Here is a 25,137-nt window from a genome sequence, read left to right as displayed (position 1 = left end):
GGAAGAAGGTTTAATTCGTTTTTTCGCAATTTTAGTTGACTGAAAGGGGAAAAAGAAATGGCGGGTTCTATTGAGTCTACCCATTCAACAGAAACAGAACAAACAACAATACCACCACGAAAAAACATCCAAAAGAAAAAGAGAATCATCCTCTTTTCTGTCTCAATTATCGTGTGGGCTGCTCTCGTATATGGGGGTTATTTCATTGCCAATCAGTATATTGAGAAAAGTCAAACGTACTTAAATGATCGAATCTCTGAAATTGAAGCTACAAATGAAAAGCAAGTTGAAACGTTAAATAAACAGCTTAGCTCAGTTCATGAAGAGATGTTGAACGTAAAGAGTGAGCTTGTTTTCATACAAGAAGATTTAGCTTTAACTGGCGAATCATTAAACGGTACGGATAAGACAAAATCAGCATTACAAGAGAGAATGGTAGCATTGGATAAACAACTTGAAGAATTGAGAAAATCAATTGCTAGGTTAGAGGATGCTTCGAAATGATAAAGGGGATAAATATATTTTTTCTTTTCGTAGCTGCACCTGTAATTGGATTTTATTTTGCCTTTCTTCAAACAAATCCAGTTCATTCTTTTGAAATTGAAGCAGCTGTCTTACCTATTAAAGAAACTAGTACATCGGTAAAGACGATTAATGATGAACTTTCTACCACCACAAAAATAACAATTAGTACGAAAGAAGAAATAGATAGTATTTTGAAAAAAGTCAAAAAAGAACAAGAACTGCTTGAAACACAAGAGAAGCAATTGAACGACCTTGTAGCACAAAGTAAGGAACAAACGAATAAGTCAGATGTCGTATTAGAGCAAATCTTATCTAACTTGTTAGGCGAACCAATTGGTGTATCAGATGGTGCAAATTCTACAGTGAAAGTATACTCACTTGTAGAAGCAGGTTACCGTGGTTATATGGCAAAAGTTCGTGTGAAATCACAAGATGCACTGAAAATGCTCTTGGCTCATGATAAAGTAGTTAGTAACGGTGAAATTACGAGTTCAGCAGCAAAACGCTCTAATGCAATTCTTGCAGTTAATGCAGGAGGATTTTGGAAAACAAATGGTCAAATTGCACCGATGGGTATTACAGTAGTTGATGGAAAAATAAAAACGTTTTATGAGAATCCAGCTCTATCATTTGTTGGCTTTAACACACAAGGACATTTAGTTGGCGGAAAAATTACGAAACCTAATCAGGTTAAGGATCGTAATATATTACAAGGGGCAAGTTTTGTTCCTACGCTACTACAAGATGGTAAAAAGATGTCTATTCCAGCAAAATGGGCAAATACTCGTCATCCAAGGACAATCGTCGGTAATTTCTCAAATGGTGAACTTTTATTTATCGTTATAGATGGACGAAGAGAAGGATGGAGTAAGGGGATAACACTTGAAGAGATTCAGGACAAACTTTTAAGTTTTAAAGTGAAAGATGCATTTAACTTAGACGGTGGTGGTTCGAGTGCATTCTACTATAATGGTAAGATTTTGAATCGACCGTCAGATGGAAGAGAGAGACCAGTTACATCAAACATTGTGATCATGAAGTAGGATCTCTTGAAATCTATTAAATATGTTTTGTTAGACAGGAATAATAAGAGGGAAAATGAAAAAGGAGGAGAGAAAGTTGTCACTTTGGTTACGGAAAGCTTTAGTTATCTTTATTACTGTAGCAACATTCGGACTCGTCACACCACCAGATTATTTGATCGTCGACAACACACATGCAAAAGACCGTGATGTTATTGATGAAACATCTGAACAAATTAAAACAGAAGAATCATTCATAATTGAGAAATCCGTAGCGAAGGAACAAGAAGAGAGTAAAGAAGAAAGTGAAGAAGAGAGTAAACAACATAAGCAACTCACTTGGAAGGATGTTGCAGCAACAGTTTCTGAGGAAGAACTGAAGGAAACCTTTACAGAATATGCAGTCGAACATGCACAGCAACAAGCAAAAACAAAATTTGGTAAGGTAATTGATGAAGAAATCGGAACTGACTTTGATGAAAACATTTTACCCAAAATTGAAGAGGTTATTGAAACTTATGCAAAAGAATGGGATGAAGATGTATTACGTCAATTAGCACTCTCTACACGACCAGCAGGAGGTAACGGGGAAAAGATCCTTCATTTATACAATACAGAAACTAATGAAGATTTGATTCGTTTTCACGTTCGCCGAGATAACCCGCCAAAAGAAGGTTATTGGTTTAATTTTCATTATCATGATTCAAGAGACCAGTTCCTAGAGCATTATGAATTAGGTAAGATCTATTGGGATAAAAATATGCCACCAAAATGGATGAACTAATAAGTATAATGAATATGATTCCTAGTTCTTCATTTGAAAAATGATGACTAGACCATATGGTTCAACAGAATTATAATAGATTGTTTAAAAATGGAAAGCCACTCTGAGGTAATCAGGATGGCTTTTTTTATTGTGTATTAATACAAGAGGAAATGTTAAAAAATAATAGAATTAAGGAATTAGTATACATTCTTGTCGAAAGTTAAAAAATTCTAATAATATTTACTAGTACAATTATGTGCTATGATCATAATATATTAATTTCAGGGGGGAGACGGCATGACGTTAGAAAATTTGATCGATCATTATACGAAAGAGAAAAATAATAAACCTGAAAATACGAAAGAACTTATAGGGTTCATTCGTCGTGCATATGTATGTGGAGACATAAACATCGTTGAATACCGGAATTTATATCGTGAACTTGAACAATATGAAGTTATCCTTGATATGTAGTAGATTTACTTTTTGAAAATAAAAATATAGCGATTAACGTGAAGAAAAGGTGAACATTATGTTCACCTTTTCCACGTATCAATCATATGTTGACTTATAATTTTCCTCTCATCAACAACATCTAACAATTCATCATGCGGAAGTGTGTCTGGAAAATCCCCGTAAAATAATGAGAGATGAACCCCTTCTGATTTGGCGATCTCTAATGATGGTAGAAAATCACTATCTCCCGTTAAAAGTACAGCGTGTGTAATAAGGTGCTTCGTGCTATGTAGGACAAGATCTGTTGCAAGAAATACGTCTACCCTTTTTTGTTCAAAAATAGGACGACCTTGATGATCTTCACCACGAAAAGCAAGCTTACCCTCACGAACACTGAAGCTATTTAAACGGTTAAGTGTACGAAAAAATTTCTGTGCTCCAAAAAATTGTTTTCGTTCTTCTTCAGTTGGTGAAGGGGGTAGGTAAGGAAGACAGTGATAATAATAACAGCGTAATAGTTCATCATTCCCACACATGTTTAATGCTAGTTTTTCATAATCGATCTTTGCTTTCCCAAAATTTAAGAGGACGTTATCTAAGTATCCTCCATCAATAAATACACCTGTTCTCTGTATCAAAATCTCATCCCCAGTCCCAAATCTTCAATATTTTCAAATCTAATTATGTTCTTATCTTGATAATTGAGTATATGCGAATGCATCAATTGATATTAAATGAATTTAAGATAGGTAAACTCTACATGCCTTTTTAGAAGAATTAGCATATATGTATAAATGAATGGAGGTGAAAAAATGAAGAAAATTGCAATTGATATAGGGCATGGGGAGGACACGTATAATCGAACGGGTAGTAAAGGGGTACCTGGTCTTGAAGAGCATCACTTTAATGCCGCGGTTGGGATAGAACTGAAGAAGCAATTGGAGTTTAATGGTTTCGAAGTTTTTTATACTCAACCTCCTTATCAAAAAGATGTTGGGCTGCAATTTCGAACTGAACTAGCAAACAAAAAAAATGCCGATTTGTTTTTCAGTATTCATGCAGATGCAAATTCGGATAAGAATGTTGAAGGACATTGGGCGTTTTACTGGCATACATCTGCTGAAGGTAAACATCTAGCTCAATTTCTGAATGAGGAAATGAATCGTCTTATTGGAACACCACCTATCGGGAGTGGCATTAAGGCATGTCTTCCGAATGTGTCTTGGCCAAATTTCCATGTTATTCGTGAAACGAACATGGTTGCAGTCCTGCATGAACATGATTTTATGACGAGTCGAAATGGTTTAAAGAGATTACAATCAAATTCATTTCGATTACAATCTGCAAAAGCAAATGCAAGAGCAATTTGCCGTTATTTCAATGTAACTTATAAGGAGCCTACTCAATCTGATTATGAGAATCATTGGGCCAAGCAATCTATCGAGAAAGCAATAAATAAAGGAGTTATGAAAGGGTATGGAGACGGCTTATTTAAACCAGATCAATTATTAACGAGAGCAGAATTAGCAACTGTATTAGATAATTTACAATTACTTGATTAAAAGTGTGTTAATGACGCACTTTTTTATTGGGAAATTTGGAATTAGGTGTTGTAAATGAAATCTAATTATATTAGTATCTAATTAGATGATTATAGAATTAGGGGTGGGGAAATGCAATTAGATAAGTTGGTTTCATTTCATAAGGCATTAGCAGATGTTAATAGAGTGAAAATTATTACACTATTAAAACAAGGACCATTGCATGGGCAAGCTATTGCTGGCAAACTTGGTTTGAAACCACCAACTATTACGCACCATGTAAGGAAATTAAGAGAGGTGGGTTTAATAAGAGAGCGGCGAGAGAAGAATACAATCTACTTCCATTTAGACGAAAAAAAGCTAGAGTTGATGTCCACAGCTATTTTATCAGTTGTAGATAAACAAGAGCGTCCATCTCTAAAAAGAAATGAAAATTATGAAATTGTCCGAAATTTCCTTACGCTTGATGGAAAGTTAAAACAACTTCCTTCACAACAAAAAAAGAAAATTCTAGTCTTAGCTCACTTTATTCAACAGTTGGAAATAGGTAAAACATACCCGGAAGCAGGGATAAATGCATTTATTCAAAGTTTCTATGAAGATTATGCAACTATCCGAAGAGAGTTCATTATGAACCATTTTATGTACCGAGAAGAAGGTATGTATATGTGTAATCCGAAAGAAATGTGGCCAGTAGAAGTATAATTTTTTTAAATATCTAATTAGATAAATATCTAATTAGAATAACGTGAAAATAGGTGGTGTGTGTGATGTATATGGAATTATTGAGAACAGAAAAGTCATATCGACATTTGTTTGTCGCAGGGATTGTGAACGGTATTGGTGATCGATTTAGCCAAGTAGCTGTTTTGGCCTTACTTTTACAATTGACAGGTTCTGGGTTCGCGGTAGGTTTACTACTTGCAATAAAACTGATCCCTGCTTTTTTTGTTAGCCCATTTGTAGGATCATTAACAGAGCGCTTTTCTCAAAAAAGCATTCTTGTTTTTACTGATTTCGCTAGGATTGTGTTTGCATTAACATATATACTTGCAAATACGTCTAGTGATATATGGATTCTATATGTTAGTACCTTTTTTCTAGCAATTGGTGAAGCCATTTATCAACCAGTCCGAAAATCTTTGATCGCTACAACTGTTTCAAAAGAAAGATTAACGAGAGTAAATATTCTCGAACAAGTAATGATGGGAATTGTTTTAATTATCGGTTCTCTTTCTGGAGGGATAGTATCTTATTTCTTCGGGATGGATATTACATTTTTCTTAAACGGATGTTCATTTTTTGTAGCAGGAATACTAATTAAGAATACGTCCTTGAAAAACTCTAACGAAAAAAAGAGAAAGAAAACTTTTTATGGTCACTTTAAATCTGTTGTTCAATTAGTTGTAAAATCACCCCTGCTTAAATTAATTTTATTAATTGAGTTAACGGTACCATTTGCAGATGCAGTCTTTAATGTATTGATAAGTGTGTACGCCGTTGATGAGTTTAACTCAGGAGAATTCGGTATCGGTCTCTTTTATTCAGCATTAGGATTAGGACTTGTACTCACATTCATTTACGGTGAGAAGTTAATTCGGAACCTATTTATAGTAGGTGCATATGGATTAATAGGAGAAGGAATTTTTCAATTAATAATTAGTCAAACACATTCACTTGTTGTAGCTGCGATATTGTTTGTATTCGTTTCATTTGCAGGAGGAATTGGAACTGCCTGTTTCGATACGATAATGATGAAGGAGATTCCAGAAGATGATCAAGCTAGCGTATTTGGATTGTTTCATATGTTTAACAATGCGTTATTTGGGTTATGCATGATTATTGCAGGAAGTATATTGCAAGTTTTGGAGCCGAGAGTGTTAGGAGTTCTAGCTGCTTGTTGGTTTGTTATTATTGGTATTGGAATCATCGTGTTGGTGAAATTGAATCAACGTTTGCAAGTATCCAATTAGTTTGTATTAGATTTTTCTTATATATATGGAAGTTTGTTAACTGCTATCCACTAATGTCGTATTAGTGTGCTTTTAAGTTCATTACAAGACTCCAGAAGCATTTTTATAGCATTGCTGTAATGGAATGATTTTATCCCTCTTTTTAACTACATATTATTAGTGGATTTGATATAATAGGTAGGATTATATGAAACGATTGTTAGCAATGAAGCCAGTAATAAGAAGGGTGAGAGAATGAAGCAGTATACACAGCTTTGTGAACATATTTTAAGAAACGGTTTGGATAAAGGTGATCGGACTGGTACAGGAACAATAAGTCATTTTGGTCATCAAATGAGATTTGATTTAAAAAAAGGTTTTCCTTTAATGACAACAAAACGTGTTCCATTTCGATTAATAGCAAGTGAATTGTTATGGTTTATTAAAGGGGATACAAATATTCGTTATTTGTTAAAACATAACAATAATATTTGGAATGAATGGGCATTCAAAAATTGGATTGAAAGTGATGATTATTCTGGACCAGATATGACTGACTTTGGAAGAAGAAGTTTGGAAGATGAAGCTTTCAATATTCTTTATCAAAAAGAATTGGACCTTTTCAAGCAACGTATATTAGAAGATGATATTTTCTCTGAGAAATATGGGTATCTTGGTGACGTATATGGCAAGCAATGGAGAGCGTGGAAGACTGCGAGTGGGGAAACATTAGATCAGTTAAAAGACGTTATTGAAATGATTAAGACTAACCCAAATTCTCGTAGGTTAATTGTGTCTGCTTGGAATCCAGAGGACATTCCTTCAATGGCTTTACCACCTTGTCATACGTTGTTCCAATTCTATGTAAGTGAAGGGAAGTTAAGTTGTCAACTCTATCAACGTAGCGGTGATATTTTCCTTGGAATTCCATTTAACATTGCAAGTTATGCGTTACTGACACATTTGGTTGCACAAGAATGTGGTCTTGATGTTGGAGATTTTATTCATACAATCGGTGATGCGCATATCTATTCTAATCATATTGAACAAATTCAGACGCAGCTATCAAGGGAACCACGTGAGCTTCCAAAACTTAAGTTGAATCCAGATGTACGATCTGTATTTGATTTTGAAATGGAAGATATAATTATCGAAGGATATAACCCACATCCTCCGATAAAAGCCCCTGTAGCAGTTTGATTATAGAAAGGTTGTATTATAGGTGATTTCTTTATTAGTTGCAGTAGATAAAAATAGACTTATAGGTAAGGAAAACGAATTACCGTGGCATTTGCCAGAAGACTTGAAATACTTTAAACGAGTTACAATGGGAAAAACAATTGTTATGGGAAGAAAGACGTTTGAATCAATAGGAAGACCACTGCCTGGTCGTGATAATGTTGTTTTGACAACTCGCAAAGGTTATCAACCTGAAGGTGTATTTGTATATCATTCTATAAATGAAATTGTGAATAAAATGAAAGATCAAAATGATGAAGTATTCTTTATTGGTGGAGCTGAAATATTTAATCAAGTACTTCAGTTTGCGGATAAGTTATATATTACAAAAATAGACGAATCATTTGAAGGTGACATCTATTTTCCTTCTTTTAATGAAGATGAGTGGAGACTTGTTACGAGTGAAAAAGGGTTGAAGAATGAGAAAAATCCATATGATTATTACTTCCAGTTATACGAACGTATTTGACGAAATAGTGAGAGGCCTCACACTTTTGAAAGAGTATGAAGCTACTGATAATCAGAGAAATCTTTTTATAAAATAAATAGTATGTATACAAGACTTCTTAAATTGTGGTTGCTGTTCCATAATATAATTAGGTAGAGAAACTAGAGCAGGGAGAGGGAATTAATAATGAATTATATTGTTATTCCGATAGATGGTTCTGAATATGCGATCAAAGCAATTGACTACGCTACAACTATAGCAACTAATGCTGACACTACACTCGTATTATTGAATGTACAGTCTACACCTGAAGATGTTAATCAACTAGAAGGAACGGCAAAAGCACAAATGGAAGAAGCATGTATTTTAGAGGGGAAGCAAATCCTTCAGCGAGCAGCAAACTACGCTGATAAAATAAATGTGAAATATGAATTAGCAGTCCGTGTTGGCTTAGCATCAATTGAAATAAATCAGGAAGCAAAGAAGAAAAATGCTACTTGTATCATAATGGGTTCAAGGGGAATGGGACCTGACGTTAGTAAAGCATTGGGTAGTGTAAGCCATGGTGTACTGCATTTGGCTACTTGTCCTGTAACATTTGTTCCAGCCAGTATGCTATAAAAATAGAGTATGATATGTTGATTCATAGTGACTAATAATATGTACTAAAACACCTATCAAGTGTAGGTGTTTTTTTGTTTTTATAAGAAAACTAGTTAATAAATTATAGTGAAATTTGCAAACGGATCGTCGTTTATTTTAACGGAAAGTAATGAAAACGTGTACATTTTCTAAAAGTAAAATGTATTGCGCGAACAAGGTTTTCATTTGAAAAAATCATGTTATAATGAGTTTACGAATTTTCAAAAGATACAAAAAATTAACTGTGAACTATCTATAATTATAGATAGAAACTGATTTGCACAACGTGTTTTGACGAATTGAAAATGTGAATTAATGAAAGGATAATTGACCATGAAGAAGCAGACGAAAACCTTAGTTCAACTAGAAGATATTGTTATCGCAAATCAAGTGTTGAAAGATATTATTGTTCAAACACCACTGCAGTATAATGCGATATTATCTGAACGTTATGATTGTAATGTATATCTTAAACGTGAAGATCAACAGCTCGTTCGTTCGTTTAAATTACGAGGGGCATATAATAAAATTCAAAGTCTTACAGAAGAAGAGCTTGAAACTGGAATTGTTTGTGCAAGTGCTGGAAATCATGCACAAGGTGTGGCTCATTCATGCAATATTATGAATATTCATGGGAAAATTTTTATGCCTTCTACAACACCACGCCAAAAAGTTTCGCAAGTGAAAAGGTTTGGTGGTGAAAATGTAGAAGTTATTCTAACGGGCGATACGTTTGATGATTCTTTCAAAAGTGCAATGGAGGCATGTGAACAGGAGGAAAGAGCTTTTATTCATCCATTTGATGATCCGCATGTTATCGCAGGGCAAGGAACGGTTGGTATGGAAATTATGAACGATATGGATGAGTCAATTGACTATTTATTTGCTGCTGTAGGTGGAGGAGGTTTATTATCAGGAGTTGGTACCTATGTGAAAAGTGTAAGTCCTGATACGAAACTGATCGGAGTTGAACCAACAGGTGCAGCAGGATTAAAAGTATCATTGGAAGCAGAAAAAGTTGTGGAGCTTGAAAAAATAAATAAATTTGTTGATGGTGCTGCTGTTCAACGAATTGGAAATTTGTCGTTTGAGATGATTCGCTCATTTGTCGATAAGGTTGTACTCGTTCCAGAAGGAAAAGTATGTACGACGATATTAGAGCTATATAATGAAAATGCTATTGTTGCTGAACCAGCAGGGGCGCTTTCTATTGCAGCGTTAGACCAGTTCAAAGAAGAAATCCGTGGAAAAAATGTCGTTTGTATTATTAGTGGTGGGAATAATGACATCGGACGTATGCAAGAAATTAAAGAAAAGTCACTTATTCATGAGGGATTGAAGCATTACTTTATCGTGAATTTTCCACAACGTGCTGGTGCATTACGTGAATTTCTAGATGAAGTTTTAGGCCCAAATGACGATATTACACGTTTTGAATATACGAAGAAAAATAATAAAGACAATGGACCAGCATTAGTTGGCATTGAATTAAAACATCCAGATGATTATGACGCACTTATTCAACGTATGGGTATAAAGGGATTTGAGCATATGCCAATTAATCATGACGAGAAATTATTTAATCTATTAATATAAAAATAAAACCGCTGTCTTGTCAGCGGTTTTATTTTTGTCTAAAATAGTAATGAAACTGTTAACCTTATATTAAAAAATATGAACGAATCATGAACAATTGTTTTTCTTTTATTAAAATGATAGGAGTTCACAGTATAATAGTAATAGAAATGATATACTTTTCAAGTGCTTATCGTTATAATACATATAATGCACTTATTTATTAAAGTACAGGAGGAATGAAGATGCTATCAAATATTGGTATCCCTGGCTTAATTTTAATATTAGTATTAGCTTTAATTATTTTTGGACCGAATAAACTTCCAGAACTAGGTAAAGCTGCTGGACAAACATTATCTGAGTTTAAGAAATCAACAAAAGGATTAACTGATGAAGTTAAAGAAGTCACTGATGATGTTAAGGAAACAATAAAAAAATAACATATGTTTATAATAAAGAGGTGATTACATGCTTTCAAATATTGGATTACCAGGACTTATACTTATACTTGTGATCGCGCTTGTCATTTTTGGACCGAGTAAATTACCTGAAATCGGTAAAGCATTTGGAAATTCATTACGTGAGTTTAAGAACGCAACAAATGGATTGATGGATGATGACACAAAAGATAAAAATAAACAAACCGAAGACAAATAACAAGTCGAAAGAAATAGCTTAAGACAGAAGAAAGAAGATGTAAGAAGTTGCTTGCATCTTCTTTCTTCTGCTAAGAAGTAACTCTAATAACGAATGTGAAAGTTAACAGTGATATGACATCATTTGATATAGGCTGGAAGAGGTAGGGGGTTAACAGATATGGGTGTGGAAGAAAAAGACGAATCAATGAATGTCATTGAACATTTAGGTGAACTACGTAAACGCATAATTATCACTGGCATCTCATTTGTCATATTACTAATTGTAAGTTTTATTTATGTTGGAGATATATATAAATGGTTCGTGAAAGATTTGAATGTTGAACTAACAGTATTGAGTCCTACTGAGATTCTATGGGTATACTTCATGCTTGCAGGTGTGATTGCGATCGCTGGCACAATACCTGTAGCAGCGTGGCAAATATGGATGTTCGTTAAACCTGGATTAACTAACAAAGAACAAAGAGTGACGCTTTCTTATATTCCAGCGTTATTTCTCTTGTTTATAGGTGGTATATCGTTCGGTTATTTTGTAATCTTACCAATAGTTTTGAACTTTTTGATTGAATTATCAGAAGGCCATTTTCAAACAATGTTTACAACAGAAAAATATTTTCAATTTGTTCTAAGACTGACACTCCCATTTGGGATTTTGTTTGAACTACCAGTTGTGATTATGTTTTTAACGAGTTTAGGCATCATAGACCCTTATAAACTAACTAAGATTAGAAAGTATGCGTATTTTGTGTTAGTGATCATCTCAGTAGTAATTTCTCCACCTGATTTCTTATCAGATGTTTTAATCATAATTCCGTTATTACTATTATATGAATGCAGCATTTTCTTATCGAAATTTGTTTATCGTCGAAGATTGAAAAAATTAAAAAAAGAAACGTACAGTGATTATTTATCAGGTGAATAACATAACGAAAACTCATTTATTTTTCTAAAGAAAATAAATGAGTTTTTTTTATTTTCACTAAGTAAATACAGTTAAGAACGTTGTGTTACAAAAAAATGAAATCTAAGACATAATTTTGCTCTTATGCTACTTTATCTTTATAAAGTAAGTGATTAACAGTATATGAGTGTATTATACATTCACCCTTTTTATTACAGACTGAAAAGGATGATGAGAATCAAAGTTTAGGAGGGGTGTTAGATGGTAAAGAGACAAACAGTTTATGAAACAGCATTAGAGCGTGGCGTTTCTCGTCGCTCATTTCTTAAAATGTGCACCGCATTAGCAGCAACAATGGGTCTTGATTTTTCTCAAACAAATGATGTTGTGAAGGCAATGGAAAATAAGCCACGTGTACCAGTTATTTGGTTGCAATTTCAAGACTGTACGGGATGTTCTGAGTCATTCATTCGTTCGACACATCCGAAACCAGAAAGTGTACTTCTCGAGATGATATCACTAGAATATAGCGAAGTATTATCAGCTGCGAGTGGTCACCAAGTTGAAGAAGCTCGGAAACATGTTATGGAAAGTTATAAAGGAGAGTACATTGTAGCGGTTGAAGGAAGTATTCCTCGCGAGAGTATGTATTGTACTGTTGGTGGTTTTGGTGCGATGGAGACATTAATTGAGACAGCAAAGGATTCGAAAGCAGTGATTACATATGGTAGTTGTTCAACTTGGGGGGGGATCCCTGCTGCATCGCCGAACCCAACAGATGCGGTGCCAGTTACAAATATTATAAAAGACAAACCTATAATTAAAGTACCAGGATGTCCTCCGATTGCAGAAGTTATGACTGGTGTCTTAGCTCATATATTAACATTTGAAATGATGCCAGAGCTTGATCATCTCGGTCGTCCAAAGGCATTTTATCGACATCGCATCCATGATAAGTGTAATCGACGTGCTTATTTTGATGCAGGTTTATTCGTAGAATCATTTGATGATGAAGGGGCAAAGCAAGGCTATTGCCTATATAAAGTAGGATGTAAAGGTCCTACAACGTATAATTCCTGTGCAGAGATGCGCTGGAATGGTGGTGTAAGTTATCCGATTCAATCAGGTAGTCCGTGCATTGGTTGTTCTGAAGAGAATTTTTGGGATAATGGTCCATTTTTCGTTAGACGTACAAAAGTACCAGGTTCACAGACAACGATGAACCCTGAAAAGATTGGTGCATATGCAGCGGGAGTCACAGCTGCAGGTATAGCAGCCCATGCAGCCATTACAACTGTTAAGAAACATAAAAACCAAGAAAAAGATGATTGAGGTGATTGCAGATGAGTGAACGTATTGTAGTTGACCCTGTAACCCGAATTGAGGGGCATCTACGTATAGAAGCTGATGTTAAAGATGGGAAAATTGAAGATGCTTTTAGCTCTGGTACAGCGGTGCGAGGGATCGAGCTTATTGTTAAAGAACGTGATCCAAGGGATGTATGGGCGTATGTTCAGCGAATTTGCGGGGTGTGTACTTCCACTCATGCATTAGCTTCAATTCGAGCCTCTGAAGATGCATTAGGGATAAAGATTCCGAAAAATGCACATTTAATCCGAGACATAATGAATGCAGCGATCTTTATACATGATCATGTCGTTCATTTCTATCATTTACATGCATTAGATTGGGTTGATGTTATTAGTGCGTTAGATGCTAATGTCAATGAAACGAGTAGAATTGCACAATCGATTTCAGATTGGGCAAAGTCATCACCTGGTTATTTCAAAGGAATACAAGATAAGGTTAAAAAGCTTGTAGATAGTGGACAGCTTGGTATTTTTGCAAACGGATATTGGGGGCATGAAGGATATAAGCTACCACCTGAGGTCAATTTACTAGCAGTTGCTCACTACTTAGAGGCACTCGATTGGCAGAAGGAAATTGTTAAAATTCAAACAATATTTGGTGGTAAAAATCCACATCCACACTATGTCGTTGGTGGCATGGCTACACCAATTGATATTAATAGTGATAATGCAATTCATGCTGAACGTTTAATGCATGTCAAGCAACTTATTGATCAAGCATATGACTTTGTACATAAAGTATATATCCCTGATTTACTTGCGATCGGTTCCTATTATAAAGATTGGTTACATGGCGGTGGATTAGATAACTATTTGGCGTATGGAGATTTTTCAACGACAGATATTTATGACACGAATAATTATCGTTTTCCAAGAGGAGTCATTTTAAATGGAGATTTAAGTAAAGTACATGATGTCAATCTTAAAGATCCTGAACAAGTAAAGGAATTTATCGATCATTCATGGTACTCCTATGAGACTGGAGAAGGTGGTCTTCATCCATGGGAAGGAGAAACAAACTTTAATTATACGGGACCACAAACACCATATAAGCAGTTAGATACAGATAAGGAATATAGTTGGTTAAAGTCACCTCGTTGGAAAGGTGAACCGATGGAAACAGGTCCACTAGCGCGAATGATGATCGGATATGCCTTAGGACGTGAGGAATATGTAAAGGTAATAGACGATACGTTGAAAAAGTTAGATGTACCAATCTCGGCATTAAAATCAGCACTAGGACGAACGATCGCTCGAGGTTTAGAATCGTTATTAATCGTTGATTGGATGCGTGATGACATGGCGTCACTATTAACGAATATAAAAAATGGAGATCAAGTGACTTTTGATAAAACAAAATGGGAACCCGAAAGTTGGCCGAAGCAGACAAAAGGTGTTGGTTGGATCGAGGCACCTCGTGGAGCACTAGGGCATTGGATTGTCGTTGAAGATGGTAAAACAAAAAATTATCAAGCAGTCGTTCCGTCAACTTGGAATGCTTCTCCAAAAGATAGTAAAGGAAAAATAGGTGCGTATGAAGCATCTTTAAAAGGTACACCAATCATAGATCCAGAGCAGCCTTTAGAAATTTTGAGAATTATTCATTCTTTCGACCCTTGCTTAGCTTGTGCTGTACACTTGACAGATTTAGAATCTAAGGATTCTGTTCAAATCAAAATTACGTGAGGGGGAATGTTCGATGGGAGCACCCAAACACTCAAACAAGTTTGACCCAATAAAGAGTCGTATAGATTCTCATAACGAAGATAACCGTACTTATGTGTGGGAATTGCCTGTACGAATTTTTCATTGGATCAATGCTTTCTCAATTCTAGTTTTGATTGCTACAGGTTTTTATATAGGAAACCCTTTTTTCAGTGCAACAGTACCAGAACATGCTTCTGAGAATTACTTGATGGGTTGGGTACGAAACATTCATTTTTTATTTGGATATATTTTTACGTTGAATTTAATCGTTCGATTGTATTGGGTATTTCACGGAAACAAACATGCAAAGTCTAATCCTTTAAAGCTATCATGGTGGCGAGGTATCTTTGAAACGTTGAAATACTATTTATTTATGAACAATAAAAAAAGGCATTATATTGGTCATAATCCAATGGCAGAGCTTAGTTATTGGATATTTATTGGTCTGGGTTCAATTATCAGTATATCTACAGGTTTTTATTTACTGTTTGAACCTCAACCAGAATCTTTTTATGGGAAGTTGTTTGCGTGGGTTCCAATGTTATTTGGAGGAGAGAGCTTTTCAGTACGTTCTTGGCATCATATAGTTGCATGGGGGTTTATCATTTTCACCGTTGTTCATCTTTATATGGCAATTCGTGAAGATTGGTCTGAGAAAAATGGGACATTATCATCTATATTTACAGGGTATAAAAATGATGCTGAAAAGAAGGGTAATAAAGATGACAACTGAAATCATCCCAAATAAAAAACTAGTTAAAAAGATTACAGTATTAGGAATTGGAAATACGTTATATAGTGACGAAGGTCTTGGTGTGCATATCATTCCTGAACTTGAACGTGCTTTATGCGAGTTTGATAATGTAGAAATTTTAGAAGGTGCAACAGAGGGAATTCGTCTACTTGAACCGATCGAACAATGTGATTTGTTGATCATCATTGATGCGATTAATGCCGGTAAAGAACCTGGAACATTAATTGTGTTACGAGATGATGAGATTCCTAGTTATTTTGGTATAAAAATGTCGATCCATCAACTTGGATTTCAAGAAGTATTACAAGCTGCCAAACTACTTGAACGAATGCCTGAAGAAATGGTCATGTTTGGGCTTCAACCACATTCATTACAATTTGGGATTGGACTGACTGAGAAAATTCAAGATTGTATCCCTACCCTTATTAAAGAAATAAAACAACAAATTCATATATGGAGAGAACTGACATGAATCGGCTGGAGTTTTTCCATTACGTTCGAAATAGTTTAGTAGACACTGTGAAATATGCAGCAACTCCAATGATAGAAAATGATATAAAAAAACTGGACTGCTTAGTAGATAAACTAACTGGAGTTAAATGGGTGAGAAGTCCGGTGGAAGTCCCGATAGTTGGCTGTAGAACGATATATATTCAAGGGCGTTCAGTAGCACTTTTTAAGAAGAATGGGAGAAATGTAAGCATCGATTTACGTTGTCAATCATGTTCGTCACTTATACATTGGCTTGAACATGTGGAAGAACTGAAGTGTTTTCACTGTGATACTTCTTACAATATTAATGAGGGTTGTGGTGAGTTAACTCTACAAGAGTTACCTAATCAGTATGAAGATGGACAGTTATATATTGGACTTGTAGAAGGTGAGTAACATGCATGAAATGGCGCTAATGGGAGATATCTTAAACCTTATTTCAATCGACATGGAAAAGCACAATTTTACAATAGTGAAAGAAGTAGAACTAATCGTTGGTGACTTAAGTAACGCGTTACCAGATGCATTAGAGATGGCGTTCTTAGTTTATAAAAAACAGGGTGTATCTGGGTTGCAAGCTGATTCTCAATTAACAATCATAAGAGAACGGTCATTAGCGGAGTGTATTTTTTGTAATCTTGAATACGAACCAGACCAAAGACTTGCATTATGCCCATCTTGTGGGCTACCAGGTGGGAAGATTATGAGTGGAGACACTTTTAAAATACGTTCATACGAAGGTGAATAGTAGAGGAGGACAGCAAGAATGAAGGTTACATTAGATCAAGATGTATTGTCTAATAATAATGAAGTAGCAAATTATAACCGTAATTTATTCCAATCCAATCATACACTCGTCATTAATTTAATGAGTTCTCCGGGTGCAGGTAAGACGACACTATTAGAACGTACAATTGCGGCTTTAGCAAATGAATTTAAAATTGGAGTAATTGAAGGTGATTTAGCTACTGAGCAGGATGCAGAACGGATTAGACGAGCAGGAGCACAAGCCATTCAAATTAATACAAATGGTGGCTGTCATTTGGATGCAAGAATGGTAACGAAAGTACTTCCTGAATTCAATTTAGAAGATATCGAAATTTTATTTATTGAGAACGTTGGGAACCTTGTTTGTCCATCTGGTTATGACTTAGGACAGGATCATAAAGTTGCAGTATTAAGTATCCCAGAAGGAAACGATAAAATTCCTAAATATCCTGTTATGTTTCGCAGGACAGAAATGGTGTTGCTAAATAAAATTGATCTACTCCCATACATTGATTTCAGTGTAGAGCAAGCGAAGCTAGATTTGAATGCAATAAATCCAGATTCCTATTTAATGACACTTTCTGCAAAAACAGATGAAGGAATTGAACAATGGTTAACTTGGATTCGTGAGGCATATCGGGCGTGTCAACAACAAAATGTATCACAATAAGAGGTAGAGTTCAGGGAGTAGGTTTTCGTCCATATGTGTTTCAATGTGCGAAAGATCTAGGAATAGTTGGGAACGTACAGAATAACAAGGACGGTGTTCGCATAATTGCACAAGCAAGTGAGAGACTTATGGATGTATTTATTAACCAATTGCATGAAAAAAAACCTCATGCAGCAAGAATTGATTTTTTCGAAGTGAAGGACGTATCTAATCAACATAACTTTTTTGATTTTACAATCGAACCTAGCGAAGCACAGGGTGATTCAAACCTGATTGTCCCGATTGAAACAGCTATATGCCAAGTATGTTTAGAAGAGTTAAACGATCCAACAAATCACCGGTATCAGTACCCGTTCATCAATTGTACTCAATGTGGTCCACGTTATACAATCATTGATTCTTTACCATATGATAGGCCACGAACATCGATGCAACAGTTTAAAATGTGTGAAAAGTGCGAAGCAGAATATAAGGACACAATGAATCGTAGACATCATGCTCAGCCAATCTCATGTCATAAGTGTGGACCAAATCTCCGCCTAATAAAGATGGATGGAACCATTCGAGCTGAAAAGGAAGCAGCAATTACAGAGGTAAGGCGACTGATAGACCAAGGTAAGGTTGTTGCGATAAAAGGTCTTGGAGGTTATCACCTCGTATGTGATGCAACTAATCCAACAGTAGTTAATGAACTACGAGTGAGAAAGCATCGCCCATCACGTCCGTTGGCATGCATGGTACGTTCACTTAAAGTTGCAAAACAATTGTGCATAGTTAGTGAAGATGACGAGCAGCTATTGTCATCATCCGAAGCTCCAATTGTCATCTTACCTTTACGAGAATCTACTAGTATTATGGAAGTCGCACCCAACTATCGTTCATTAGGTATCATGTTACCATATACACCTCTTCATTACTTAATATTTAACGGGATGCAAACCGATGTATTAGTAATGACGAGTGCAAATATATCAGGGTTACCGATGATTTCAACAGAAGAGGATGCGTTAAGTAAGTTGCAAGAAGTAAGTGATGCCATATTAAGTGACGACCGTCCGATCCTTCAATCAATCGATGATTCAGTTATGTGCACGGATGTCAGTTATCCTACATTTTTACGACGAGGTAGGGGATATGCACCTGAACCAATTTCAGTTCATGTCGATGTTGATGGAATACTCGCTTTAGGTAGTGATCAAAAGAATACATATGCAATTGGTCGTAATAAACAAATTTTTTTATCTAAGCATATTGGTGAGATAACAGGGGTGGATATGGTTGACTATTTGCAAGAAGATTATGAACGAACACAACAGCTTTTTTCCGTTCAGCATCGGATTGCAGTAATTGATAAACATCCTAATTATCACATTCGGGAATGGGCGGATAACTTACAAGTTCCGATATTTGAAGTGCAACATCATCATGCACACCATGTCGCATGCATGACTGAAAATAATCTTACTGAGCCTTGTCTAGGTATCATATTGGACGGAACTGGATATGGAGATGATGGGAATATTTGGGGTTTTGAAGTTTTATATGGAAATGCATGTGGTGTGGAGCGACTTGCACACCTCCGTTACAGTCCATTGCCAGGTGGTGAGAAGGCAATTAAGGAACCTTGGCGTAACGCTGTTGCCATGCTCATTCATCAACTTGAAGATGGGAAAGATATCGCAAATCAAATTTTCTCTAATAAAAAATTTGAGATTGATATTATCGAAAAAATGATAAATAAAAAATTGAACAGCCCTCTTGTGGGAACGTGTGGGAGATTGTTCGATGCTATTAGTTCGATACTAGGAATATGTCATATTACCTCCTATGAAGGGGAAGCAGCAATTTTATTATCTGAACAGTTAAAAGCTATTCATATAAAAAATGACAACGCTAAACCTTTTACATATGAGTTATGTCGAATCAATGAATTAATAGAAATAGATTTTAGCCAGATGTTAAGAGAAATTGTTGAAGATTATTTAAGTGGCGTGTCTATCGATGAAATAATCGTACGTTTTCATGAGACAGTCGTTTCTGCAATCATTACAGCAGTACTTGAAGTTGTAAAGGTGAATCAGATTTATACAAATAAAGTCGTTTTGTCAGGCGGTAGTTTTCACAATGTCAAGTTATCACATGACATCCAACGAATGCTTACTGTACACAAGTTTGATGTATACAAACATCATCGAGTGCCATGTGGTGACGGTGGTTTAGCAATTGGTCAACTAATGATTGCTAAAGCAGCACTGTGAATGGTAAAGGAGTGAAAAGCATGTGTGTAGGAGTACCAGCAAAGGTAATAGAGAAAAGAGAATATGATGCAACGATTGATGTGATGGGTTCGAAGATGGAAGTTGGGATAATTTTTGTAACAGAAGTTGAGGTAGGACAATTTGTCATTGTTCATGCAGGACAAGCGATGTCAATTATTGATGAACAATATGCGAAAGAGAGCATTGAGGAATGGAGGAAGATTGTTGATGTACGAACTACTTAAAACTTCCTCTGACCCTATGTTAAGTAGGCAGTTGTTAACAAAGGTTAAACAATTAAGTAATAGGTATACAGCTCAATATAAACGTTTACCTGTAATCATGGAAGTATGTGGTTCACATACGATGGCATTAGCAAAAAGTGGTGTAAAGCAGGCCTTAAGTGATCATGTTAAGTTGATATCAGGTCCTGGATGTCCCGTATGTGTCACAGCGCAGGAAGAAATAGATTCTATGATTCAACTTTCATTAGAAAAAGAGGTAATTCTTTGTACATTTGGAGATATGATGCGTGTGCCAGGTTCGACGATTACTTTGATGGAAGCGAAGGCAGAAGGAAGAGATGTTCGTGTCGTATATTCACCTCTTGATGCTGTGAAGTTGGCGATAGACCATCCTACTAAACAAGTCGTTTTTTTAGGTGTAGGGTTTGAAACGACAATACCAATTATATCAGTGGCAATCGATTTAGCAGAACAACACGACGTTGAAAATTTTTCAGTTTGGCTTTCTACTAAGCTAGTTGAACCGATATTACGTACTTTATTAGAAGAGGGAGATACTGCAATTGATGCATTTTTATTACCAGGTCATGTCGCAATGGTGACAGGTAGTGAGCATTTCGATTTTTTACCGAAAGACTTCGGTGTCACTGGTAGTATTACAGGTTTTGAACCAGTAGAGCTTTTAAGTGGAATTTATGAATGTCTTTTATCTTTATTAGAAAATGATAAGAGTATTAAGAATTGTTATAAAGCAGTTGTCTCGAGAGAAGGCAATCGTAATGCAATTCGTTTAATGGAGCAGTATTTTAGGTTATCAGATGAAAACTGGCGTGGACTTGGAATCATTAATAATAGTGGTTTACGGTTGAAAGAAGAGTATAACCAATTTAATGCTAGAGAACGATTTCAAATACAAACGAAGGAGCCCCCAAAAACGAAATGTCGTTGTGGAGAAGTAATTAGTGGGAAAATTTCACCTTCTGAATGTATTTTGTTTGGGAAGGGATGTACACCGATAAAGCCTATAGGTCCATGTATGGTTTCTACTGAAGGAAGTTGTTCAGCATCTTATCAATATCTACAAGAGGTGGAAGCATGAGTGGAGAGCGAATTAATTTAGCACATGGTGATGGTGGAGAACTTGCACACCGATTAATACAAGATGTATTTGTCAAAGCATTTGGACACGAACGAGAAGCACAACAGGATGCTGCGATATTTGATTCTCCTGGGACAAAGCTTGCATTAACAACTGATAGCTTTGTTATTCAACCGCTCTTTTTCCCAGGTGGTTCAATTGGTAAGTTAGCAGTTGCAGGTACAGTGAATGACCTAGCTGTTAGTGGAGCTGTCCCACTATTTTTGACAGCTTCATTTATTATTGAGGAAGGTTTCCGATTAACAGATTTGAAGCAAATTGTAGCGGACATGGCAACTGAAGCATCAAATGCAAATGTTAAAATTGTAGCAGGTGATACTAAAGTTGTAGAACGAGGTAGTGCAGATGGATTGTTTATTAATACAGCTGGTGTAGGTAGAGTTATTGAAACAACAAGTACACCTGTTCAAGAAGGAGATAGTGTTATCGTTAGTGGTTCAATTGGAGATCATGGGATGGCTGTATTAGCAGCGCGTGGTGAACTTGGTCTTGAAATGGATTTGGACAGTGATTGTGCTTGCTTACACGCTCCAATTGAAGCGTTGCTAAATGAAATAGATGGGGTAAAAGTCATGCGTGATCCAACACGAGGAGGGCTAGCAACAACTTTAGTTGAGATTTGTGAATCAGAGGATCTAGAAATCCAACTTGAAGAAGAGGCTATTCCAGTTCGAAGAGAAGTGCATGGGGCTTGTGATTTGTTAGGTTTTGACCCACTATATTTGGCAAATGAGGGTAAAGTCGTAATGATTGTAGCGGAAGAAGTAGAGGAAGACGTCCTTCAGTTGCTAAAAAAATATAAAGAAACAGAAGAGTCAAAGGTTATCGGGAGAGTGACGGCAACTACGAATGGCAGGATATTGTTGGAAACTGCACTTGGAAGTCGACGTATGCTACGACGGTTAGCAGGAATGCAATTTCCTAGGATTTGTTAACGCTAGTTATAGATTAATTACTACTTAATATGTATACATTAAATTCATAATTATGAGAAAACACGACTTACATAAAATTACTATAGGTCGTGTTTTCAAGATTTAAATGATTTATTAAGGTTTTAAATTAATAGCAATAATGCAGATGTCATCATTCTGAATAGATTCGTTATTTCGACTGTCTATGATTCGATTAAGTAATTTTTCATTATCTAGATAGAATGATTGTTTAAGATGACTTATCAGACGATCTGTCCATAATTTTTGATTTGATATTTCAATTAATCCATCTGTAAAGAAAAGTAGTTTTGTTTGTGAATGGTATGCTATTTTTTCTTTTTTTACTACCATATTTGGGATAAGTCCTATCGGTGGGCACCCTTCATTCATCAATAAAAGATCTTGCTGTTCAGTAATAAATAATCCATCAGGGTGCCCTGCATTTACATATTCAATAGTCTGTTCTGCTGTATCAATAACTGCATATAATGCTGTGAAATAATAGTTTAATAAACGAGTTCGATTTTGTTGTTTAAATAATTGATGAATATGATCATTTAACTCTTCTATTACGAGAATTGGATCTACTACTCGAGTTAATAACCCGTGAAGGAGAGAGCGGAAGGACATGCTAACTAATGCGGCATGAATGCCATGTCCAACGATGTCGATTAATATTATCGCATATTGGTGATCATTAATTTTTACCCAATAATACATATCTCCTGAAAGTTGTTCTGAAGGCTGAAACAATGCAGAAATTTGAATATTATTATCAGTTATTTCATTAGGGAGAATTCCTGATTGGATTTGTCTTGCAAGTTCAACGTCTTCATGAATTGACTTGAACATATAAGCGAGTTCTTTCTCTCTTCTCCTATTTTCTTCGCTTTCTATCTTTAATTTTACAGATAGGCTAATTCGATTAAGAACTTCTGTTGGATGTACAGGTTTATTTATATAATCTGTAACGCCATGATTAATGGCTCGTTCTAAAAAGGACATGTGAGAAGTATCAGATAGAAGTAACACAGGGATATATTTAAGCCACGTTTGTTTACGCATGTTCGAACATAATTTAAGAACTTTATTCGAATTGTTGAAATTATCCACTAGAATAACGTCAGGAATTGAAGTATCATTTGTTACTTTTAGTAAATAGCCGTTCGCACTTTCAATAGATTTGAACTTAGTGATCTGTTTTGTATTTTTATGAGATTTGAGCAAGTCAATTAAATTACGCCTCTCGGCTGATATAGCATGGATAAGTAAAATGTGCATGTACACATAGATCCTTTCATGAAATTAATTACTGATATTTCTGATCATGATTAACTTTGTCATAAAGTCTAATAGTATATAGATAGTTAGTTGAAGGATGATTATACCTTTCGCACTTTAATTCTGTAAAGTTATGAATGATTAAATTGTTACATTGAATTTTTTGATGTTATTTTTACATTAAAAAAGTTTAGTAGGTACATATAGTTATTATAAAACAAATAAATAGAATGATATTACAAATTTGTTAACAATATATTAATATTTGCCAATTTTCTTTTTATTAATTTCCATATATACTAAAATAGGGGAAATATTGCTGATACTATATGTTGATCTAAATAATTGGTTAGAAATGGTTTAGATTAAATGATTGGGGGAAGTTCTAAATGGGGAGGAAGTCTATGAAAAAAGCGTTATTAAATGAAATGGGTGCATTCCGATTTATGCGGAAAATAGATGAAGAGTTTGTACCAGGTCAACTCGACAATGATGGAGATAATATAGAGGTGTCTGAGACAGTAGCCCGTTATTATAAAGAATTACAAGAATCAAATGAGGCGATGCAAATATTCTTTGTAAATTTGAAAGCTGAAGATATTCAACGTCTTGCAAATGTAAATGATGTGATGGAGAAGAATGTTAGTCAAATCGTTAATGCCTTTTATGAGCGTTTAAGTCAGCTTCCTAATTTAATGAAGATTATTGAGAATCATTCAACAATTGACAAGTTAAAACAAACATTGCAAAAGTACTTGCTTGATATGTTTAGTGGAGAGGTCGGGAAAGATTACATTATTCGAAGAAAAATCATAGGAAATGTTCATAATCGAATTAAGTTATTTCCAGAGTGGTACATAGGTGCGTATACGTTAATACAAAATGAAGCATTGAAACTTTTTTTGGAGGATCTTTCTTATGAGCAAGCTCATAAAGTATATTATTCATTTCAACGATTGTGTTCATTCGATATACAGATTGGAATTTCTACATACATAGAGTCGTATTCATCCTCTATGATGAAGTTGAATGAAGTAGAAGAATTGCAACAACGTTTAAATGAATCTGCATCATTACTAGCTGCCAATGCTGAAGAAACGACTGCAACAATCGCAGAGAAGGAAGTTCACGTTGAAGAAATGATGCAAGGGATAGAAGATATTCAGGACACTTCACAACGAATGATAAGTGATGTTGATAGTGGTAAAGTACGTGTTACAACCTCATTAAGTGATATCGATTTGATTGTTGAATCAATTAATGCAACGAAACATATGACGGAAGAATTGAGTGAAAGTTCAAATAAAATTGGTCAAGTAGTTAAAGTTATTCGTGATATTTCAAGTCAAACGAATGTTCTTTCACTTAATGCCACGATTGAAGCAGCTAGGGCTGGTGAGCATGGAAGAGGATTTACCGTAGTTGCGAAAGAAGTTCGAAAACTTGCCCAGCAAACGGAAGAGGCACTGGATCATATTCAAGAGCAAATTTCACATGTTCAAGGAAAAGTTCATCACTTTGAACAATCTTTCAAGGAAATAGTCGAGCAAGCAAGCAGATTCCGCATGATTAATCGGGGTATTATAGACGTTTTGGAAGAATCAGTAGGTGGTATTAAAGGTAATGATTTGAAAATAAATGATTTAAGTAACTTTATTATTTCATTTAAAGAAACATTTCGTGATATTTCTTCAGCTTCACAACAGGTTGCTGAGATGGCTGAACAACTCTCGTATCTTAATAGTGAATTAGGAGACAAATTTGAATCTTAAATT

Annotated in this window: 28 protein-coding genes; 26 read left to right on the top strand and 2 right to left on the bottom strand. The window is 35.3% G+C overall.

The features are described from left to right. Window positions 1-57: 57 nt before the first annotated feature. The 4 genes from BFG57_RS09670 (at window position 58) to yppF (ending at window position 2,787) form a co-directional block, all read left to right on the top strand. The gene (locus tag BFG57_RS09670) at window positions 58-504 is read left to right on the top strand and encodes a hypothetical protein (RefSeq protein ID WP_069717273.1); all 447 of its coding nucleotides are present in this window, start codon (window positions 58-60) and stop codon (window positions 502-504) included. After that, window positions 501-1,568, top strand: a complete 1,068-nt coding sequence (locus tag BFG57_RS09665; protein WP_069717272.1) for a phosphodiester glycosidase family protein — start codon at window positions 501-503, stop codon at window positions 1,566-1,568. The genes BFG57_RS09670 and BFG57_RS09665 overlap by 4 nt, the downstream gene beginning before the upstream one ends. A 76-nt stretch (window positions 1,569-1,644) precedes the next feature. Beyond that, window positions 1,645-2,331, top strand: coding sequence for a YpjP family protein (locus BFG57_RS09660; protein WP_139125098.1), 687 nt, complete (start codon window positions 1,645-1,647; stop codon window positions 2,329-2,331). 279 nt (window positions 2,332-2,610) lie between these two features. Further along, on the top strand, window positions 2,611-2,787 hold the full coding sequence (yppF, locus tag BFG57_RS18370) for a YppF family protein (RefSeq protein ID WP_083249162.1): 177 nt from the start codon (window positions 2,611-2,613) through the stop codon (window positions 2,785-2,787). A 62-nt stretch (window positions 2,788-2,849) separates the two neighbouring features. Here the strand turns inward: yppF and BFG57_RS09655 are convergent, their stop codons facing one another. Continuing rightward, on the bottom strand, window positions 2,850-3,407 hold the full coding sequence (locus BFG57_RS09655; RefSeq protein ID WP_069717270.1) for an NYN domain-containing protein: 558 nt from the start codon (window positions 3,405-3,407) through the stop codon (window positions 2,850-2,852). Between the two features lie 174 nt (window positions 3,408-3,581). On the opposite strand from BFG57_RS09655, the gene BFG57_RS09650 reads away from it, so the two are divergent. The 21 genes from BFG57_RS09650 to hypE all read left to right on the top strand — a co-directional run bounded on the left by BFG57_RS09650 (window position 3,582) and on the right by hypE (window position 22,081). Continuing rightward, entirely contained in the window at window positions 3,582-4,331 is a 750-nt protein-coding gene (locus tag BFG57_RS09650; RefSeq protein ID WP_069717269.1) for an N-acetylmuramoyl-L-alanine amidase, read from the top strand. A 111-nt stretch (window positions 4,332-4,442) separates the two neighbouring features. Beyond that, window positions 4,443-5,015: a DUF2087 domain-containing protein gene (locus BFG57_RS09645; RefSeq protein WP_069717268.1), complete on the top strand. Its 573-nt coding sequence runs from the start codon at window positions 4,443-4,445 to the stop codon at window positions 5,013-5,015. Window positions 5,016-5,080: 65 nt separating this feature from the next. Further along, the gene (locus tag BFG57_RS09640) at window positions 5,081-6,283 is read left to right on the top strand and encodes an MFS transporter (RefSeq protein WP_069717267.1); all 1,203 of its coding nucleotides are present in this window, start codon (window positions 5,081-5,083) and stop codon (window positions 6,281-6,283) included. Window positions 6,284-6,517: 234 nt separating this feature from the next. Beyond that, on the top strand, window positions 6,518-7,462 hold the full coding sequence (locus BFG57_RS09635; protein WP_069717266.1) for a thymidylate synthase: 945 nt from the start codon (window positions 6,518-6,520) through the stop codon (window positions 7,460-7,462). A gap of 22 nt (window positions 7,463-7,484) precedes the next feature. Then, window positions 7,485-7,970 carry a dihydrofolate reductase gene (locus tag BFG57_RS09630; protein WP_069717265.1) on the top strand — a complete coding sequence of 162 codons (486 nt, stop codon included), beginning with the start codon at window positions 7,485-7,487 and terminating at the stop codon, window positions 7,968-7,970. Window positions 7,971-8,135: 165 nt separating this feature from the next. Beyond that, the gene (locus BFG57_RS09625) at window positions 8,136-8,570 is read left to right on the top strand and encodes a universal stress protein (RefSeq protein ID WP_069717264.1); all 435 of its coding nucleotides are present in this window, start codon (window positions 8,136-8,138) and stop codon (window positions 8,568-8,570) included. Window positions 8,571-8,924: 354 nt separating this feature from the next. After that, the gene (gene ilvA / locus BFG57_RS09620; RefSeq protein ID WP_069717263.1) at window positions 8,925-10,187 is read left to right on the top strand and encodes a threonine ammonia-lyase IlvA; all 1,263 of its coding nucleotides are present in this window, start codon (window positions 8,925-8,927) and stop codon (window positions 10,185-10,187) included. Window positions 10,188-10,411: 224 nt separating this feature from the next. Continuing rightward, entirely contained in the window at window positions 10,412-10,606 is a 195-nt protein-coding gene (gene tatA / locus BFG57_RS09615; protein ID WP_069717262.1) for a twin-arginine translocase TatA/TatE family subunit, read from the top strand. Window positions 10,607-10,634: 28 nt separating this feature from the next. Beyond that, the gene (locus tag BFG57_RS09610; protein ID WP_069717261.1) at window positions 10,635-10,823 is read left to right on the top strand and encodes a twin-arginine translocase TatA/TatE family subunit; all 189 of its coding nucleotides are present in this window, start codon (window positions 10,635-10,637) and stop codon (window positions 10,821-10,823) included. 159 nt (window positions 10,824-10,982) lie between these two features. Further along, window positions 10,983-11,744 carry a twin-arginine translocase subunit TatC gene (tatC, locus tag BFG57_RS09605; protein ID WP_069717260.1) on the top strand — a complete coding sequence of 254 codons (762 nt, stop codon included), beginning with the start codon at window positions 10,983-10,985 and terminating at the stop codon, window positions 11,742-11,744. Between the two features lie 240 nt (window positions 11,745-11,984). Continuing rightward, window positions 11,985-13,055: a hydrogenase small subunit gene (locus BFG57_RS09600; RefSeq protein WP_069717259.1), complete on the top strand. Its 1,071-nt coding sequence runs from the start codon at window positions 11,985-11,987 to the stop codon at window positions 13,053-13,055. Between the two features lie 11 nt (window positions 13,056-13,066). Then, complete coding sequence (locus BFG57_RS09595) at window positions 13,067-14,779, top strand: nickel-dependent hydrogenase large subunit (RefSeq protein ID WP_069717258.1); 1,713 nt, start codon at window positions 13,067-13,069, stop codon at window positions 14,777-14,779. A gap of 13 nt (window positions 14,780-14,792) precedes the next feature. Further along, on the top strand, window positions 14,793-15,533 hold the full coding sequence (gene cybH, locus BFG57_RS09590; protein WP_069717257.1) for a Ni/Fe-hydrogenase, b-type cytochrome subunit: 741 nt from the start codon (window positions 14,793-14,795) through the stop codon (window positions 15,531-15,533). Next, a complete protein-coding gene (locus BFG57_RS09585; RefSeq protein ID WP_069717256.1) occupies window positions 15,523-16,026 on the top strand; it encodes a HyaD/HybD family hydrogenase maturation endopeptidase in 504 nt (167 codons plus the stop codon). Before cybH ends, BFG57_RS09585 begins: the two co-directional genes overlap by 11 nt. Continuing rightward, window positions 16,023-16,442, top strand: coding sequence for a hypothetical protein (locus BFG57_RS09580; RefSeq protein ID WP_069717255.1), 420 nt, complete (start codon window positions 16,023-16,025; stop codon window positions 16,440-16,442). Before BFG57_RS09585 ends, BFG57_RS09580 begins: the two co-directional genes overlap by 4 nt. 1 nt (window position 16,443) lies before the next feature. Further along, window positions 16,444-16,794 (top strand): hydrogenase maturation nickel metallochaperone HypA/HybF, encoded by a 351-nt coding sequence (locus BFG57_RS09575; RefSeq protein WP_069717254.1) that lies wholly within the window; start codon window positions 16,444-16,446, stop codon window positions 16,792-16,794. 18 nt (window positions 16,795-16,812) lie between these two features. Continuing rightward, the gene (hypB, locus tag BFG57_RS09570; RefSeq protein WP_069717253.1) at window positions 16,813-17,484 is read left to right on the top strand and encodes a hydrogenase nickel incorporation protein HypB; all 672 of its coding nucleotides are present in this window, start codon (window positions 16,813-16,815) and stop codon (window positions 17,482-17,484) included. Further along, a complete protein-coding gene (gene hypF / locus BFG57_RS09565; RefSeq protein ID WP_069717252.1) occupies window positions 17,457-19,742 on the top strand; it encodes a carbamoyltransferase HypF in 2,286 nt (761 codons plus the stop codon). Before hypB ends, hypF begins: the two co-directional genes overlap by 28 nt. Window positions 19,743-19,762: 20 nt before the next feature. Beyond that, window positions 19,763-19,987: a HypC/HybG/HupF family hydrogenase formation chaperone gene (locus BFG57_RS09560; RefSeq protein ID WP_069717251.1), complete on the top strand. Its 225-nt coding sequence runs from the start codon at window positions 19,763-19,765 to the stop codon at window positions 19,985-19,987. Further along, window positions 19,971-21,086 (top strand): hydrogenase formation protein HypD, encoded by a 1,116-nt coding sequence (gene hypD / locus BFG57_RS09555; protein WP_069717250.1) that lies wholly within the window; start codon window positions 19,971-19,973, stop codon window positions 21,084-21,086. The genes BFG57_RS09560 and hypD overlap by 17 nt, the downstream gene beginning before the upstream one ends. Continuing rightward, a complete protein-coding gene (gene hypE, locus BFG57_RS09550; protein ID WP_069717249.1) occupies window positions 21,083-22,081 on the top strand; it encodes a hydrogenase expression/formation protein HypE in 999 nt (332 codons plus the stop codon). The genes hypD and hypE overlap by 4 nt, the downstream gene beginning before the upstream one ends. A gap of 114 nt (window positions 22,082-22,195) precedes the next feature. Here hypE and BFG57_RS09545 read toward each other — a convergent pair whose 3' ends face one another. Beyond that, window positions 22,196-23,362, bottom strand: coding sequence for a response regulator (locus BFG57_RS09545; protein ID WP_069717248.1), 1,167 nt, complete (start codon window positions 23,360-23,362; stop codon window positions 22,196-22,198). Window positions 23,363-23,766: 404 nt separating this feature from the next. Here BFG57_RS09545 and BFG57_RS09540 point away from each other — a divergent pair, with 404 nt between their 5' ends. After that, window positions 23,767-25,134: a globin-coupled sensor protein gene (locus tag BFG57_RS09540; protein WP_245676730.1), complete on the top strand. Its 1,368-nt coding sequence runs from the start codon at window positions 23,767-23,769 to the stop codon at window positions 25,132-25,134. Window positions 25,135-25,137: the final 3 nt, after the last annotated feature.

Source organism: Bacillus solimangrovi (genome assembly GCF_001742425.1).
Lineage (GTDB): Bacteria > Bacillota > Bacilli > Bacillales > Bacillaceae_N > Bacillus_AV > Bacillus_AV solimangrovi.
Note: the sequence above shows the minus strand (reverse complement) of the source record. Positions and strands in the feature narration are given on the sequence as shown.

What these genes read in the sequence shown, in the direction of transcription:
- BFG57_RS09670 (WP_069717273.1), top strand. Translation starts at nt 58, where the DNA reads ATGGCGGGTTCTATTGAGTCTACCCATTCAACAGAAACAGAACAAACA.
- BFG57_RS09665 (WP_069717272.1), top strand. Translation starts at nt 501, where the DNA reads ATGATAAAGGGGATAAATATATTTTTTCTTTTCGTAGCTGCACCTGTA.
- yppF (WP_083249162.1), top strand. Translation starts at nt 2,611, where the DNA reads ATGACGTTAGAAAATTTGATCGATCATTATACGAAAGAGAAAAATAAT.
- BFG57_RS09650 (WP_069717269.1), top strand. Translation starts at nt 3,582, where the DNA reads ATGAAGAAAATTGCAATTGATATAGGGCATGGGGAGGACACGTATAAT.
- BFG57_RS09645 (WP_069717268.1), top strand. Translation starts at nt 4,443, where the DNA reads ATGCAATTAGATAAGTTGGTTTCATTTCATAAGGCATTAGCAGATGTT.
- BFG57_RS09640 (WP_069717267.1), top strand. Translation starts at nt 5,081, where the DNA reads ATGTATATGGAATTATTGAGAACAGAAAAGTCATATCGACATTTGTTT.
- BFG57_RS09635 (WP_069717266.1), top strand. Translation starts at nt 6,518, where the DNA reads ATGAAGCAGTATACACAGCTTTGTGAACATATTTTAAGAAACGGTTTG.
- BFG57_RS09625 (WP_069717264.1), top strand. Translation starts at nt 8,136, where the DNA reads ATGAATTATATTGTTATTCCGATAGATGGTTCTGAATATGCGATCAAA.
- ilvA (WP_069717263.1), top strand. Translation starts at nt 8,925, where the DNA reads ATGAAGAAGCAGACGAAAACCTTAGTTCAACTAGAAGATATTGTTATC.
- tatA (WP_069717262.1), top strand. Translation starts at nt 10,412, where the DNA reads ATGCTATCAAATATTGGTATCCCTGGCTTAATTTTAATATTAGTATTA.
- BFG57_RS09610 (WP_069717261.1), top strand. Translation starts at nt 10,635, where the DNA reads ATGCTTTCAAATATTGGATTACCAGGACTTATACTTATACTTGTGATC.
- tatC (WP_069717260.1), top strand. Translation starts at nt 10,983, where the DNA reads ATGGGTGTGGAAGAAAAAGACGAATCAATGAATGTCATTGAACATTTA.
- BFG57_RS09600 (WP_069717259.1), top strand. Translation starts at nt 11,985, where the DNA reads ATGGTAAAGAGACAAACAGTTTATGAAACAGCATTAGAGCGTGGCGTT.
- BFG57_RS09595 (WP_069717258.1), top strand. Translation starts at nt 13,067, where the DNA reads ATGAGTGAACGTATTGTAGTTGACCCTGTAACCCGAATTGAGGGGCAT.
- cybH (WP_069717257.1), top strand. Translation starts at nt 14,793, where the DNA reads ATGGGAGCACCCAAACACTCAAACAAGTTTGACCCAATAAAGAGTCGT.
- BFG57_RS09585 (WP_069717256.1), top strand. Translation starts at nt 15,523, where the DNA reads ATGACAACTGAAATCATCCCAAATAAAAAACTAGTTAAAAAGATTACA.
- BFG57_RS09580 (WP_069717255.1), top strand. Translation starts at nt 16,023, where the DNA reads ATGAATCGGCTGGAGTTTTTCCATTACGTTCGAAATAGTTTAGTAGAC.
- BFG57_RS09575 (WP_069717254.1), top strand. Translation starts at nt 16,444, where the DNA reads ATGCATGAAATGGCGCTAATGGGAGATATCTTAAACCTTATTTCAATC.
- hypB (WP_069717253.1), top strand. Translation starts at nt 16,813, where the DNA reads ATGAAGGTTACATTAGATCAAGATGTATTGTCTAATAATAATGAAGTA.
- BFG57_RS09560 (WP_069717251.1), top strand. Translation starts at nt 19,763, where the DNA reads ATGTGTGTAGGAGTACCAGCAAAGGTAATAGAGAAAAGAGAATATGAT.
- hypD (WP_069717250.1), top strand. Translation starts at nt 19,971, where the DNA reads ATGTACGAACTACTTAAAACTTCCTCTGACCCTATGTTAAGTAGGCAG.
- hypE (WP_069717249.1), top strand. Translation starts at nt 21,083, where the DNA reads ATGAGTGGAGAGCGAATTAATTTAGCACATGGTGATGGTGGAGAACTT.
- BFG57_RS09545 (WP_069717248.1), bottom strand. Translation starts at nt 23,362, where the DNA reads ATGCACATTTTACTTATCCATGCTATATCAGCCGAGAGGCGTAATTTA.
- BFG57_RS09540 (WP_245676730.1), top strand. Translation starts at nt 23,767, where the DNA reads ATGAAAAAAGCGTTATTAAATGAAATGGGTGCATTCCGATTTATGCGG.